Source organism: Gilliamella sp. Occ3-1 (assembly GCF_001690655.1).
GTDB classification, from domain to species: Bacteria; Pseudomonadota; Gammaproteobacteria; order Enterobacterales; family Orbaceae; genus Gilliamella; species Gilliamella apicola_P.
Map to the genome: position 1 here is coordinate 42,963 of NZ_LZHQ01000017.1, position 16,589 is coordinate 59,551.

Here is a 16,589-nt window from a genome sequence, read left to right on the forward strand (position 1 = left end):
TATAACTTTATTATCAAGACTAGATAATGCCACTAAACCATGCTCCTATTAACAATATAATTTGTATAATCAGTGATGTTATTTGTTTTCTAAACAACCTTAATGTACCTTGTTGGCGTTCAATGATAGTTCGTTTTATTAACTGATTGGACTTAATTAAATGAAGGGTTAACAGAACATTATCTAACTCAATAAGTGTATTGGAGAGTTGTTTGTTGCGAGTAGACAAATAATTAAACAGTTGTTTATCAAATTGAATTCGTAATGTGTAATAAATCCCAATCAATCCCATAATAAAGGCAGCAAAACAAAATAAGGTTAATGGTAAAGCATCGTTAATCATCCAATTTGAGATCAATCCAAAGCATAATGCTGTAATAGTAAAAATTAACAATAATAAACCAGTAGATAAACTGATAGTCAGTAAACTACAAAATGTCACAAGTGATGTTTGACAATCTGTTGTAAATTTTTTGGGTTCATCATGATTTAACATACTGACTTCCTTTTTTTATTTGTAAAAACCAGTCTAACAAAATTATTCGTTGCTTGGCTGTAATAACAATTGTATGACGGCGTTCTTTTACCATACTTATTGCTTCATCTAAGTTCGATGCTCTTTTAGTTAACAATAACCAAGCAATAATAGCGGTAGCACTGCGCGAATATCCCAAAGCACAACAGACTAATAATTTACCTTTTTTGTAATACTGATTAATAATTTCAGCTGCTTGCTGACATTGTTCAATCGTCAATGGCGTCATATCTAATACAGGGATGAGATTGTACTGACCATTAAAATGAGGAATTGGTAATTCAGCGCAAAGATCAACAATTGAGAAAAAATGATTTATGCGCAAAGTATTATTGGAAGGTATTCTACCTAAATAAACATTATCACAAATCAAATCTACCGACTTATTTTTAAATGTCCACAATCGTGAATTAACCCATATAATCACAAAATAAGGCAGATATAAAATAGTAACTACAAGATTAAATTTTCCATTAGTCTGTTTTTGAAAACCGACTGTGCCAACTAATAAATAGTTTACTGAAACTAATAAAAATGCAACAGAAAACCATAATAACCACAATGCCCATGAATAAAAGTAAATAGCAATAGAAAAGGAAAATGCGAACAGTAAAAAATAAACGCTACTCCAAAAATACTGCTTAGGTAATTGGTAATTTTTTATTGGTGATAGACTATCATCTGGCCATAACCAAATACAGAAACATCCTACTCCGACCCCAGTAGGGACGTCAAAAAAGTGATGTTGCCAAGTTGTTAATACAGATAAAGCAATTAATAAACACCAAATATGTAAAATATAGCACCATACACCACGAAAATAGCTAGCATAAAATTGCCATAAAATAACCAATAATGTAATGTGAAGCGATGGCGCTTGATTAAAGGGTTTATCAAATCCCATCAAAATATTAAATAATAATCCCGATAATCCATCTAATGTTGGGCGCTCAAAAGAAAACTTAAGCGGAAAAGCCAAAAAACAGATAATACAAATGATCTGAGCGGATAAAAGTCGAAGACAAAGTATTTTTAGAGCTCGATGAGAGCAAACAAGCAATATTGCTAGTCCATACATAAGGTCTATCGACCAATAAGGTACGATAGACCAAGGCAATAACGGAATTGAATGCTCCCATTTAAAAACTATACTTCCTACATCACTACGTATAGAGGTAAACCAATTAGTAAAATTATAGCTAGTAAAAAAGAAAATAGCTAAACAAATTAACCATATAAACTTATAAATAGTTAGCTTATTAAATCCTAGTTTTACTTTATCCATTATCTAATTCGTTGTGCTAGCGATACAGTAAAAATCCCCCACTGATCAATACGCATTGTTATTTTTTTAAACCCAGCAGTTGCAACCAACTGATCCATTTCACGTTGAGTTCGCCTTCGCATAACCCATGGTTGACCATCACGATGTGATGTTAACGCCCTTGCTATAAACTCCAATTGGGGATGCCATGGCTGATTGGTATAAATTAAATATCCCCCTTCAGGTATTGAGTCAGCAAGGCCAGATAAAGAGTTACGTAGCAAATGATTATCATTAAACAGCTCATACAAACCAGATACAACAGCTAAAGTTGGTTTAGGTGATAATTGGGCTAGTTGCTCACGATTAAAAGCATCGCCTTTTTCAAAACGTGCTATATTTACTAATCCTTTCTCTTCTATTAATGTTTGACCTGCAAGCACATTAATATCACTATAATCTCGTAGTAAAATCGAATTGGGTTTATTGGCAATTTGATTAATCGTTTCTAAAATATAACGCCCATGCCCTGCTGCTACATCAACAATATCGATAGAATAGTTCTGATCATATAATTTATTGATAGCTAGTTTTAATAACTCTTCAAGATGTACTTTTCGTTGTCGAATTCCTCGCCAACCAATAGATTGTAAATAAACATAATCAAAAAAACGCCCCAATTTTGATGTTCCCGATGGTTCATTACGGTAAACATAATCAAGCGTACTACCCGAATCAAATCCCGTATCGATACCAAGCCTAATTCCGTCAGATATTTTACTGACATATTTTAAATTGGCTTTAATAAACTTCCAGTATATAGGTTTAATCAAACCCGATGGAGGCATCGTTAAATTATCTGCTTCTTGCCTAGTATATCCTACAAGATCAGCATTAACTAATGGCGGTACACAAATTTGATTGGCGAAACAACCAATAATAAATCGTCTTGCACGATCGATAGCGAATTTTCGTTCTTTTTCGCCAAATGTATCATGATAAAACCCTGGGAGAATGTGAAATTCTTTTTGTTGTGTGCCCAAATTATCGTAAAACTGTCTTTGCGGTTTTCGTCTTACTACATAATCCGATCCAGAAACTAACAATTGTGTTGGGACGGTAATTGCATTTGCATCTTTAACAACACGATCTGATACTGAATATAAATCAAGCAAAAGTCGTACAGAAATAGGTCGAGTAATTAATGGGTCTTTTGTAAACGAAGTTGCTCTTTCTAAATCATGCGTTAATAAATTAGGTTTGACATAACTATTAACAAAAAAATTCCCTTTCAAATTATATAGTAATTTCAATCCTGGCACCGCTAATGGTACATATAATTTTACGCTAAAAGCTGGTGAACCTAATACCAAGGCACGAATATTTGGCACATAGTCATGTACCCATGCCGAAGCAATCACAGCACCAACACTTTGGGCTATAATAGCAATATCTTCTTGACGGAGGTTATACTCCTGCATGATGTGTTCAATGAAACAGTTAGCATCTTTAATTAATGTTGCAAAATTAGGAGCATCACCTCGCTCACCTTCTGATTGACCATTACCTCTAGCATCCCAAGCAAAGATTTGATAATCTGGTAGATTTAATTCATCAGCAAGATGTGCAACACGTCCTGAATGTTCATGCCCACGATGAAAAATGACTATTGCTTTAGGTTGATTAGCATTGCTATCAATAACAGACCAATAGCGATAGAATAACTGACAGCCATCATAACTAATAAATGTTTTTTGTTGCTGTTGACGCATATTTCCCCTCGTTATTTTTGGACTTCTTGAATGCCATTTCGTATTCTGTTAATTACAGTACAAACAAGCAAAATACTAATGATCCATAATAGCGCATTGATGTAACTTAAAGGTAATAAATAAGTGGCAATCGCTAGACTAATTCCACCAAGCACAAATGCTCGATCGCTCTTACCCATTGGTCCATCATACCGCCGTGAAGCACCAATCATAACACCTAGCACGCCACTGTATTCTGTTAATAACGACAATAAAACCACTAAAATGACTAAATAGTTATTGACACATTCAATTTGTGTAAAAATGAGTAACAATGCGCTATCAGACACAACATCACAAATTTCGTTTAAATAAGCACCTAAATTTGATTTTTGGTAATATTCTCTTGCTAATATACCATCAATGGCATTAAGTGCCATACGGATAAACATCCATATTGGAATAAGAAAAAAAATCCATTGATATTTGGCTAATACTCCAACAATGAAAGCGATAAAAATCGATCCAAATCCAGCTATTAATGTTACTTGATTGGCTGTAAAATTTGCTTTATAAAGAGCATTGGCATATGGTCTAAGTAATGCTTGAAATTTTGGTTTTAATTGATAAATCGACAACACAACTAACTGATCCTCCTTGTAAATGCATTACTATGAATAATTTTATACATTATCACATAACCATAAGCCATTATAGTTATTAAACAATACGTTGTAATTGCGTATACTTTAATGAGCTAACCATAAAATGTAAACGATTTAGCACGTTTACTTCTCCTGCCCCATCATCAAAATCCAAATACAATAAATTAAGTTTAGGATTTAAGTCGCGTATACGTTTTTCAACACCTTTTGAAACTACATGATTAGCAATACAGCCAAAAGGTTGCAAACTAATGACATTGTTAATACCATACTCAGCAAAACTCATGATGCCTGCTGGAATCAACCAGCCTTCTCCAAATTGGTTACTTAAATTAAGAATTTGTTCAGCTTTTTTTGCTATATCACGGATATTATGAAATGGTTGATAATATTTAAAATTAGCCAGAATTTGATTAGTTTTATCAATATAACGTTGTGCAATCTTCTCAAAAAAGTGTAATAAATAGGAAAGATACCTTTTCGATTCAAGGTGATTATCAATATTACTATCAAAATTTACAAAGCCTTGAACAAAAAATTCGAGCATTGGAGGTATCACTGGCTCAATGCCTTGATCAATTAACCAATCAATACTGTGTTGGTTACCAAAATTATTATATTTAACATAGATTTCACCTACAATACCAATTTGTGGGCAATTTTTGTTTAGAACTTCTACTTGGTTAAAATCAGCAACTGCTTCGGCTAATAGTGTATAAATTGCTTTATGACCTTTATACTGACTAATAGCCTGCTCTAATTTTCTTATGTAAAGATCCTTGAGTTGATCAACTTGTTGTTTTATCTTTGCTCTAGGCGCTACAGCGTAATACATTTTAGCTAATGAATCAGTAAACAACATAGCAAAAAAAGAAGTTGGCAGTGCTTTAAGCCAATTAATTTTAAAACCTGGCTGTTCACTCTGATTCATGTTCTTAGGACTAAGTGATATGATTGGTATATCTTCAAAACCATTACTAATCATGGCCTTTTTAATTAATGATAGATAACTACTTGCACGACACTGTCCCCCTGTCTGAGTAATTCCAATCGCAACTTCGTCACGATTATACTTACCAGATTGAAGAGCTTTGATAATATCGCCAACAATAATGGTTGCTGGATAGCAAATCTCGTTATTACAATATTTTAATCCCCACTCAACCGAAGTTTTATCTGGTTTTGGCAATGTTTCTAGTTTATAGCCCAATAATGCAAATACTGACGGTAAAATTGGCGAATAAAAGTCAGAAAGAAACGGAGCTAGTATCGTCCTACGCTGTTTATCTTGTTTATTAAAAATAGCTATCTTTTTACGTTCAACAGATTTTAATGGCTGTTGGTGATTCATACGGATGGATTCAATTATTGACCGCAAACGTAAGCGAACGGATCCCGTTGCTGAAATTTCATCAACACGAATAATCGTACAGGTTTTGCCTTTTGATTCTAATACCGCCTTACATTCATCGGTGACAATCGCATCAGGTCCGCAACCGAATGAATTGAGTTGAACGAATTGAATATTATTTGCTTGTTGTGCCACAAAGGTTGCTGCAGCATATAAACGATTTGGATAACTCCACTGTGAACAAATTTGTAGTTCTGGTGACAATTGATTGATCGCTCCCAATACCGAATCTTCAGTAATCACATCGCAACCAAGTGCATTTAAGATTTCGGGAGTTTTATGGTTTATTAAACTGTCACTATGATAAGGGCGCCCCGCTAAAACAAATACATAACGTCCTGTTTGTTTAGCATTATTTAAGACCTCAATTGCTTTATTATAAAGTGATTTTTTAAATTTAGATTGATCAATTATTGCGCTAGAAAATGCTTTCTCTGCCACAGCTTTATTAATACCTAACGAAGTTAAATACTTAATACAGCCTTTTTTAAGTAATTTAATATTGGTGAAATTAATAACCGGATGATCAATTGGCAAGCCATATTTAATTTCGGGATTAATCGCACTATTTACCACTTCAGCATAACTACTGACTATTGGACAGTTATAACTATTCACAGCATTATCAAACTGCGCAGACTCAAAAACCACCATGGGCATAAAAATACGATCAACCTTTTGTTCAATAAGTTCCATAATGTGCCCATGTACCAACTTAGCAGGAAAACAAACACTATCAGACATGACTGTTCCTGCCCCTTTTTCATAAATAGCATTGGTCGAAAATGGCGAAAGAGTAACCTTAATGCCACTGTGAGTTAATAACGTATGCCAAAAAGGAAAATTTTCGTATTGTCCTAACACTCGCGGAATGCCAATATTGATTTTTGCATTAGAAGTTGAAATTGCAATACGATCAAATAACAACGCATTTTTATAATCAAACATATTAAATGAATTGTTATCTTTTTGAGGATTATTACTTAAAAAACGTTCACATTTATTGCCTGAATAATAGCGTTGCCCATTAGCAAAACGATAAATTACAATATCGCATTTATTTTCGCACCCTTTACAACGCGAAAGTTTAGCTTTGTTTTCTTCGGCTTTGTGTAAATTGTTTAAACCAATAAATGTTGATGCTATTGGGTTTTGTTGATAGTAATTTTTTGCTACTAATGCTGAGCCATAAGCCCCCATTAATTCAGGTATATTAGAACTCGTAATTTGTGCACCAGTTAATTGTTCTAACGCTCTAAAAACTGCTGAATTTTTAAAAGTTCCTCCTTGTACCACAATATGATCACCTAGTTTTCGCATATCGTGGAGTTTTAATACTTTGTGAATCGCATTTTTTATGACTGAAAAAGCCAACCCAGCTGAAATATCACCAACGGTAGCATTCTCGCGCAAAGCTTGTTTAACTTTAGAATTCATAAAAACAGTGCATCGTGTACCTAAATCGCAAGGGCTTATTGATTTACAAGCCGCATCAGCAAAGTCGATCGTATTAAAATTAAGTGACTTAGCAAATGTTTCAATAAACGACCCACATCCTGATGAACAAGCTTCATTAAGTTCAATATGATTAACAACACCATTGGATATGAAAATAGCTTTCATATCTTGGCCGCCGATATCCATCACAAAGCTTACCTCAGGATCGATATGTTTTGCAGCGGCAAAATGCGCCATCGTTTCAACAAGTCCATCATCAAAAGCAAAAGCTGCTTTTAATAGCTCTTCGCCATAACCTGTAACACCTGTTCGAGCAATAACAATGTTTTTACTTGATGATGCAATTTCTTGCTTTAATTGTGTTAAACCTTTGCTTAAAGCACCAATAGAGTGACCATTATTTGGTGCATAATAGGTAAAAAGCAACTCATCATCTTCACCAATTAAGGTAATTTTTGTAGTTGTAGATCCACTATCAATACCTAAAAAAGCGTTTTGTTTTTGATAATCAGCTAGCTTAATTTTAGGAATTTCAATATATTTTCTTTGTTTTTTCCAATCATTAAAAGACAATAATTTATTAAATAATGGATTTAATCTAAAAGACTGTTTAGTGGTTATTTTTGTTGAGGCATTTAATTTTGCAATAAAATCAGTAATTGAAAGTTCAGTACGATCCAAAAGATGAATTGCAGCTCCCCAAGCCGACAATAAGGTGGGATGTTCAGTTTTTACAATTTGATCTTCAGTTAGCTTTAAAGTCTCTAAAGCCGCTTTACCAAGTGTTGGAATAAATGAAAATGGTCCACCAATTAACATCACTTTTGGTACAACGTCATAACCACGCGCTAAGGTGTTAACTAACTGAATACAAACGGCATGCAAAACAGAATATGCGATATTTTCTTTTGAAACGTTACGACTAATCAGATTTTGGACATCGGTTTTAGCAAAAACACCACAACGAGAAGCGATTGGGTAAATTTGGTTGTGATTTTGGGCGAGAAGATCGAATTGTTGAACTGGAGTATTAAGTAACGTTGCCATCTGATCGATAAACGCTCCAGTTCCACCAGCACAACTGCCATTCATACGAATATCTGGTGGACGATCTGGGAAGAAGAAGATCATCTTACTATCTTCTCCCCCTATATCAATCAATGTTCTTACTTCGGAATATTTTCGTTGCACAACTTCTGAAGCAGCTACCACTTCTTGAATAAAAGCAATCTCTGCTTTTTCCGAAATCCCCATTCCTGCCGAACCAGTCACTTTCACCGACAAGATAATATTATTGCCAAGTTTTTGTACTATCTCATCTAATAATCGCAACACAGTTGCTATAACATGGGTATTATGGCGAACATAATTGGCATACACAAAGTTATCATGCTCATCAAGTAACACACATTTAGCTGTTGTAGAACCAACATCCAATCCTAACTTATATAGTTTTGACATAATAAACTCACATTTAGCAAGAATATAGCTAACTATTAAAAAATTAATTTTATTTTTATAAATGACAATTATAGCTAAATGTTTAAATTTTTTAATAGTTCTGTTTAAAAAATATCTCTCAGTAGATAATAACAGTGTCAAAAAGTTTCCGGTAACTATACGTTTCAGTATATTTTTATAAATAAATGTTACAAGTCCTTCTCTAATCCTTGCTTAGCTATCGCAATCACATTTTTCAAATCAACACCTTGTGCTTTGGCAGCAAAAATACAACCGCAATAACATTGACGATACACATCATACTCCGTGCATAATTCAATAGAGCGTTTATAACCGTTATTTTTTTTGAAATCAGAAGGTAGATAATTGACCGAAAAGATCTCTTGAATTTCAAACCCCAGTTCGTTTATTTTTTGGCTATTCTTTTTAGGGCTTAGTGTTAAAGCACTTGCAAAATAGTCAAAGCCCAATTCTTGTGCTTTAATTGCGGCCAGATCTAATCGCATTTTGTAACAAATATGACAACGCTCGCCGCCTTCGGGCGCATCACGCAAATGACCAACTTGTTTAATAAATTCTGCTGGCTGATAAGGTGCTTCTAAGAATTGAACGTTATTACCTGTTTTTTGATTAAAGTCAGCAATAAATTTCTGTTGCACCACACTACGGTGCTCATATTCAACTCTAGGATGGATATTAGAATTAGCAAAATAAATCGTAATATCTGCATATTGTGCTAAATACTCTAAAACATAGGTACTACAAGGTGCACAACAACTATGAATTAGTAACTTTGGTCGAACTGATTCTGATTGCCAATTATTAATCACTTCTTTTAAAACAGAATCGTAATTTACTTTATTATGCGGATTTAATTTTTCGAGAATATTTTTAGCATTAATTAACATGAGAACTCATTTATTTTGTTTTCTATTTTTTGGGTCTAGCTAACTAAGATCTTAGTCGGCCAATTATGATATAGCTATACACACTAACCTTCAAGGAAAAAACCAAAATTCTATATCTAACTTTATGAAACTGACATATTTTTATATATAACAAATGAGGTTTATCATAAAGCTAAAAAAGAAATTCAAACATATTAATACAGCTGCAAATTAGTGCCATTGCTGACGTTGTTGTATCAATCAATTTTTTACTTGATTATTTATAATAAATGAACTATTGCTAATTTAATTTTCTCTCCTAGCATTCGTCGACATTATCTTTTGAACATAACGTTTTTCTAAAATAAATGCGATACAAAAATAGACAATGGTTAATATCCACAAATGCCAATATTGCTGACTAAATTCGGAAAAACATGCTCCCATTTGATTTATTTTTACTGACCCAACTATAGCTGGTACAGCTGGAAATATATAGCCAATAAAATGGAACAAAGGAGGCATCAATTCTTTTGGCCAAGATAATCCTGTAACAAAAAAGATAATCATACTTGACGGTATAATTAAGCAAAACACATCACTTACCGTATGGACAAAATGTGAAACAATTTTACCTAATAACGAAGTGGACAAAATAAAAGGAAGAATAAATAGTAAGGAAACAGATAGATGACTTAGGCGCGGTAAGTCATACCAATAGTTAGCAAATACGGTATAAATAATAAAATAGATTAAATAAAGTACTAAATAAGTCAATAATTTACCAGAAAGCAGTAATAATGCCGATGAAACCGTGTGATTTTGTTTATTAACAAAGGCTATTTCAAAATCAGAATTTTTACTAAATAGACGGCATAAAATACTACCGATAAATAATGTCTGATTTAAGATCAAAATAAAAGCGGCTGGAATAATATAGGTTGCATATCCTGATTGAGGATTAAATAAACTAATTAACTGGCTATTAAAAGGAGAAACATTATTATTTGCCACTGCAGGATCGACACCTTGCGCTATTTTGCGTGAAATTGAAATTTTAGCGCCAAAATTACTGGCAACGGTATTAATGGCGGTAGCAACATTACTATAAATTAAAATATAGCTCGCATCGCCATAATATGACACTGGGCTAGTTTTTCCTTCTAATATATTCTTTTGAAAACGGTAAGGTATGAGTACAACTCCATATATTTTACGTTCTTCAATAAGTTTTTTAGCCGTTTCTAAGTCTGCAATATGTAAGTCTATATTGATGGACTTATTAGCATCAAGTTGTCTTACTAGATCTCGACTGTAATTGGTATTATCTTGGTCAATAACAGCAATAGGAACATCTCGGATTGCTTCATGTAAATAAGGTTGTGGGTAAAAGATGAAATAGATAAATATTCCCACAAACATAACGCTAACTATCGCTTTGGTTTGGAAAATTCGTTTTAATTCATCATAGGAAATTAATAGTAAAGATTTAATCATATCAACCGCCTACGGATCTTTCGTAAAAAAAGATAAACAAGAATAACCATAACACTTAATTGGATCACTAAATAAACAAACGGTTGTAAGGAAGTTACTATATTTGGCGATCTTAATGTTTGATCAAGACGAATTTGTATATACCATGTTACAGGTAATAAAGCACTCCAAATATAAGCAAAGGTATTCATTGCAATCCGAGGGAAAATAAGCCCAGTAAATCCAAACGCTGGTGATGCTACTAAGCTTGCAGTGCCATAAGCTTGTGCTAGTGTTGATCCCGTTAAACCAAAGAAAATGCCATACAAACATGAAGTCAAAATAAAGCCTATATCACCAAGTATAAGCAATATTAAATGTCCATTTAAAGGTAAATTAAAATTAGCAATTAAAACCGTATCAAATAGAATCAAGCAAAATAAAAAATAGATAAAATAAGGAATAATGCGTCCTAATAAAAAGATAAAAATATTATGATTAGCTAATTGTAATATTTGCTGATACCCCGTTCCAGTAAAACGATCACGAGTAATACTAGTAACCATGGCCATCATAATAATGATTTGTAATATAGTAGGAATTAACCCACTAATTAACGTATATAAATAATTTAAAGTTGGATTATATAAGGGATGTAAACTTGTCGGTATAGTTTGCATTTGGCTTTGTGCAACTGGTGAAGCAATTCCTTTTTCTAATAATCCTTGCAATACTATTTGACTATTTGCTGTTTTCAATGCGGAACTCATCGCCCGAAAAATAATCGTTCCAGCTGACATATACTGATTATTATAAAAAGCGACAACTTCTGGCTGATGACCAGCTATAAGATCTTTTTCAAACTCATGCTGAATGAAAAGCACAGCATAAACATCACCTTTAATCAACGCATGTTTAGCTGAGGTAAGATCTTGATAACGTTCAGCTACCTGTAGCTGAGGTGAAGCCGCAACTTGTTGAATTAATAAGCGAGATGATTTGGTTGTATCTTGATCAACAACAGCAATAGGTACCTGAGTAATAACACCGGCATGGTACATATAAACAAATAAAAAAATAAATAATAAAGGATAGATGAAAACTAATAAACACAAAATACGTTGTTTAATTAATTTACGAAGTTCCCATCCAATTACTTGAAATAGCCGGTGATGCATTAATATCGTTCCTTTTTTGTGTAAAATCTCGATATTATTCAAGCTAGCGAGATTGCCACTTTGTAGTAACACTCATTCCTGGGCGGAGACCTGACACTTTATTAATTGGTTTAGCACGCATTTCAAAAGTCTTTAAGTCAAAATCACCCGTTGCTTTAGTCGCCTGCCAATTCGCATATTGACCTAAAGCATTTAATACAGTGACTTTAACATCTATAATCTGATTATTTAATGCCGGTACTCTTACTTGAAACATATCACCAACTTTAAGGTTTCCCAGCAAATCTTCACGTATATTAAAAGTAAACCAAATATCATTTAAATCAATAATAGAATAAAGCGGAGTACCTGGACTGTATAATTGCCCTGTTTCAGCGACTCGAGTCGTAATTTGACCGTTAATTGGAGAAACTAAAGTTAATTCATTAACATCAGCTTTTACTTGCGCCAATGCTGCTTCTGATTGTTCAACTTGCACATCGGCTAATTTTTTCTGTTCTACACTGCTACCGTTTTCGGCTAGTGATAAGTTAGCTTTAGCGGCTTCATAAGCTTTAATGGCCGCTTGATATTGATTAAAGGATTCATCATAGCTTTGCTTTGAAACAGTGCCATTTTTAGCTAAACGATTAATTCTTTCATAGCTAGTTTGAGCTAAATCTAAATCTGATTTAGCTTTATCTAACTGCGCTTTTTGCACATCAATTGTTTCTGGTCTAGTGCTATAAGTATTATCACGACTCGCCATTGCTACTTTTAATTGCGCTTCTGCTGTTGCAAGCTGAGCTAACAACGCAGGATTTGAAAGAGTAAGAAGAACTTCACCCTGCTTAACATCGTCACCAACATCATAATTAAATTGGTTTACTCGACCTTGAACTCTGGCAGCAACATCAACACGATTAGATTCAACTTCACCTTGCAAAATAATAGTACTAGGTTGATAAGCAAAATATATAATAACAACCATAGCAATAACAGCAATGATCGCTACAATCAAAGAAAAACGTTTTTTATGCATAAATTGGGCTTATAAAGGTTAAAGCAAAATTGCAATATTAGTATTGAAAATAATATAAAGCCAAACACTTAAATACGCAATAAAATATATACTGTTATATGTGTTAATGATTAAAAAATATTTATCTTTATTTAATTTTTAATCATCAATTTAAAATATTTATATAAATCATTTATCAACCAACCGCAGTATGTTTTTCAAACATAAATTTATTTTTAGTCTGTAGACCACTTTGCGTTTTTAATTAATCCCTGTTCCCAAAAGTATACAGAAGCCGATTCTATGATATAAATGAAAATTATGGGTGAAAAATAGAAAGAATCATAAGAAGAAAATCATTTTATTATTTTACATTTGTAGTAGTCTCCGAATTCATAAGGGATAAAACATTTTCAAATTTTCCAAATAATTGCTCTTCTGGATTACTAATTGCTCTTCTGGATTACTAATTGCTCGTTCTGGAATTGCATTAACGAATTCTTCAAATGTTGCATCCACTAATGCAATACGTCCATCTCCCTGCTCAATTGAAGTTTCTAGAAGTTTTTTAATTTGTGAATTAATTGAGCTTCTATATTTTGAAATATTTCTTGTTCCAACCATTAACATGAAATCAGGATTTGTTCTTAATGCCATAGTAATAGCATCATTAATATATTTGTTATTAAATCCGAATCCTAAGCACAACAATGCAGTTTTCGGTTTCTGTAATGCATTTAAAAAAGCACTCATCATATCCAAATATGGTGATTCATAAGATTTTTGGAATTTATTAATACCTGAATAAATAAAAACTGGATCATAACTTTGATCAATATTTAATAGTGATGTCCCAGTTATTTTACCCACACGACCTTGAATTTTGAACCAATCAATAGAACCATGAATTTTATAGAGTTGCATCACATTTGGTATATATCCAGCAACTCTATCTTGGGTCAATCTACGATTTACTATGTCATAGCTAAACCACATTGGGTTAAAATAGGAAGGATTAGCATACTCAAAACCATCTATAATAATAGTTCCTGTATTTGATGAGGCAGTTTCGAAAGCTAGGTCATAATTAGTAGTAAAGAGCTTTAATCTTTTCTGTTTAATGCCCCTACGAGAGAATATTCGAATAAATTTATTATGTGTTTTCCAGTCTTCTTCTTTGATTTTTTTAGTAAAGTCTGTTGCCCTTAAAATTGTATTTTTAGCGATCTTTACAAAATTTTGAATCTTATTTTTATCATCTTCCTTAACACTATCCAGAGCTATAATTGAATCACATATTGACAATAATAGTTCTATATCAGGTTTAAATATTTTACCTGCACCTACATTAGTATCAATTTTAACTTCTTGAAGTTTCTCATAGTTAGTAAGTGCTAAAATATCATCAAATCCATGCTCATAGCCAGTTTTGCACAAATCCCACAAATCCTGCATACTAGGAGCTATTTTCGTTTCTTCTGTAGTGTTGAAGGTTAAGGAAGTTCCTGAGCCTGCAAGGATAATAAGATTCTCAACATCTAATATTTTATTGATATATGGACCAAAGTATTGGGCCTTTTCATTATCATCAGTAAGTTCAATATATGTTTTGCCATCTTTAATAGTATCTTTTGAATAAATTTTCATCGTTTACAACCTATTTAATACACAGAAAATAGACAAATTATATACGATTATTCAATTTTCATAAAGCCCATACACAATTAAAATAGATTTTAATATATTCAACAGTGCTTTATTAGCTATCTTCCTTGTTTTGTAGTAACAGTCATGAATAATATATGTTAATTGTTGATGAAATACACAAGCGTCTTTTTTAGTATATCATTGGCCATTTTTAGTTCTTTAATCTTTTCTTCTAACGCCATAATCTGCTGTTGCTCAGTCGTTAACTCTCGATGGCTAATTTTATTCGGGGCTAGTTGTCTAATCCATTTATCTAAGATTGATTTGCCTATTCCTAAGTGGTTGGCAAGTTTGCTGATAGAAATGTGTGCATGAGATAACGATCTATAGGATTTATTTTATATAGCTTACTGATTTTATTTATTAAAATGAAAAGTGATAAAAGGTGATAAAACATTTAATGGTGGCCCCTACTGGACTTGAACCAGTGACCAATCGATTATGAGTCAAATCGGCTAACAAATTGATTTTAATGTTTAATTAATTTCCACGTATTAATAATACCTCATAAAGAGGGATAGATATTGTTAACAAATGATAAATAAATTAAAAATTTTGTCAACATTAATAATCATCCATTATTGTATGTATTACTACTAGTATTCTATATCAATTACATTGAATACTAGTAGTAAACCATTATTGAATAATTTTCATAATCAATAAACAATTATTTATATAATTAACCATTATTTTAATTGATTAAAATGCTCATCTAAACAAGATCTTAATTGATCATGATCTGTTACTATATATTCTAATGTTGTTGACAACGATGAATGCCCTAATAGCTCTTTTACTAATGTTACATTCCGATCAGGGTGTTTCATCAAATTTGTTGCTAATGTATGTCGAAATCGGTGAGGACTAACTTTAACATTGCAAACTTTTGATAATCGCTGAAAAAATGAATCTATTCGATCAAAATTCATTTCTTTGTAAAAATCACATTTATCATTTTTAAAATGATAAATATTAAATAGCTGCATGGTTGGTTTTTTATTTAACATTTTTAATTGTTTCTTTAATTCAACAATATCGCGAAAAACATCGTCAATTAGTGGAATTTCTCGTTCGTTATGAGTTTTCGAGCCCTCTTCTCTTAAAAAAAGTTTTTTATCTTTATCATTAATATCACAAATACGAATATGCAACAATTGATTACGTCGAATACCCGTATACTGCAAAATTTTAATCAGTGTTATCCAAAATTGGGCGGGATAACAAAAATCTCTTGGTGATTCTTTTAGCTGTTTTTCTTTAAGAAAACTTAAACAAATATCAATATCTGCTTGTGATATAGTCTTTTTAGCTTTCTTTCCTGGTTTTATTAACATCTTATCAAATGGATTTTTTTTTGAATAACTAAGCCTTGTTCTATACCAAATCCCATTAACGCTTTAAAATGACGACAATAACTATTCCACGTTACATGTTTACATTGTCTGACCTCCAAAATATGGCTTCTAAAGTTTGATACTGTTTTATGGTTAATTGAGTTAATATTTGTAAAATCACTATTAAAAAATCGAGTAAATGCTTCAATATACCTTCTATAATTATAGATAGTTTTGTAAATACCCCAAACTTAATACACAACTCACGTAGAAAATTAAGCTGCCTGTTTTAATGTTTTATACTCGATCGGCGTCATATTATTTAGTGCTTCATGAGGCCTTTCGGTGTTATAAATCGTTAACCATTCTTCGGTTATTCTCCTTGCTTGCGCTAGGTTGTTAAAAAGATATAAATCTAACACTTCAGTTCGATAAGTCCGATTAAATCGTTCAATGTAA

Annotated in this window: 13 protein-coding genes; all 13 read right to left on the minus strand. The window is 32.4% G+C overall.

All coding sequences use genetic code 11. The features are described 5' to 3' along the window. Positions 1–19 precede the first annotated feature (19 nt). On the minus strand, positions 20–496 hold the full coding sequence (locus tag A9G43_RS05330; protein WP_065607248.1) for a hypothetical protein: 477 nt from the start codon (positions 494–496) through the stop codon (positions 20–22). Then, positions 483–1,820: a phosphatase PAP2/dual specificity phosphatase family protein gene (locus A9G43_RS05335; RefSeq protein WP_065607250.1), complete on the minus strand. Its 1,338-nt coding sequence runs from the start codon at positions 1,818–1,820 to the stop codon at positions 483–485. The genes A9G43_RS05330 and A9G43_RS05335 overlap by 14 nt, the downstream gene beginning before the upstream one ends. Then, a complete protein-coding gene (locus A9G43_RS05340) occupies positions 1,820–3,571 on the minus strand; it encodes a bifunctional alpha/beta hydrolase/class I SAM-dependent methyltransferase (RefSeq protein ID WP_065607252.1) in 1,752 nt (583 codons plus the stop codon). Before A9G43_RS05340 ends, A9G43_RS05335 begins: the two co-directional genes overlap by 1 nt. An 11-nt stretch (positions 3,572–3,582) precedes the next feature. Next, a complete protein-coding gene (locus A9G43_RS05345) occupies positions 3,583–4,191 on the minus strand; it encodes a CDP-alcohol phosphatidyltransferase family protein (protein ID WP_065560077.1) in 609 nt (202 codons plus the stop codon). Positions 4,192–4,270: 79 nt separating this feature from the next. Continuing rightward, positions 4,271–8,545, minus strand: coding sequence for an acyl-CoA dehydratase activase-related protein (locus tag A9G43_RS05350; RefSeq protein ID WP_065607271.1), 4,275 nt, complete (start codon positions 8,543–8,545; stop codon positions 4,271–4,273). 188 nt (positions 8,546–8,733) lie between these two features. Continuing rightward, positions 8,734–9,453: an epoxyqueuosine reductase QueH gene (locus A9G43_RS05355; protein ID WP_065607254.1), complete on the minus strand. Its 720-nt coding sequence runs from the start codon at positions 9,451–9,453 to the stop codon at positions 8,734–8,736. A gap of 285 nt (positions 9,454–9,738) precedes the next feature. Next, complete coding sequence (locus A9G43_RS05360; RefSeq protein WP_034913003.1) at positions 9,739–10,929, minus strand: ABC transporter permease; 1,191 nt, start codon at positions 10,927–10,929, stop codon at positions 9,739–9,741. Continuing rightward, on the minus strand, positions 10,926–12,086 hold the full coding sequence (locus A9G43_RS05365; RefSeq protein ID WP_065607256.1) for an ABC transporter permease: 1,161 nt from the start codon (positions 12,084–12,086) through the stop codon (positions 10,926–10,928). The genes A9G43_RS05360 and A9G43_RS05365 overlap by 4 nt, the downstream gene beginning before the upstream one ends. A gap of 43 nt (positions 12,087–12,129) precedes the next feature. Next, a complete protein-coding gene (locus A9G43_RS05370; protein ID WP_065607258.1) occupies positions 12,130–13,107 on the minus strand; it encodes an HlyD family secretion protein in 978 nt (325 codons plus the stop codon). Between the two features lie 372 nt (positions 13,108–13,479). Beyond that, the gene (locus A9G43_RS05375; RefSeq protein WP_065607260.1) at positions 13,480–14,733 is read right to left on the minus strand and encodes an SIR2 family protein; all 1,254 of its coding nucleotides are present in this window, start codon (positions 14,731–14,733) and stop codon (positions 13,480–13,482) included. Positions 14,734–15,482: 749 nt separating this feature from the next. Continuing rightward, positions 15,483–16,130 carry a site-specific integrase gene (locus A9G43_RS05380; RefSeq protein WP_065607262.1) on the minus strand — a complete coding sequence of 216 codons (648 nt, stop codon included), beginning with the start codon at positions 16,128–16,130 and terminating at the stop codon, positions 15,483–15,485. Further along, positions 16,124–16,372, minus strand: coding sequence for a phage integrase SAM-like domain-containing protein (locus A9G43_RS11380; RefSeq protein ID WP_176701703.1), 249 nt, complete (start codon positions 16,370–16,372; stop codon positions 16,124–16,126). The genes A9G43_RS05380 and A9G43_RS11380 overlap by 7 nt, the downstream gene beginning before the upstream one ends. A gap of 33 nt (positions 16,373–16,405) precedes the next feature. Further along, on the minus strand, positions 16,406–16,589 hold a 184-nt coding region (locus A9G43_RS10715), incomplete at its 5' end, for an integrase core domain-containing protein (RefSeq protein WP_141671072.1).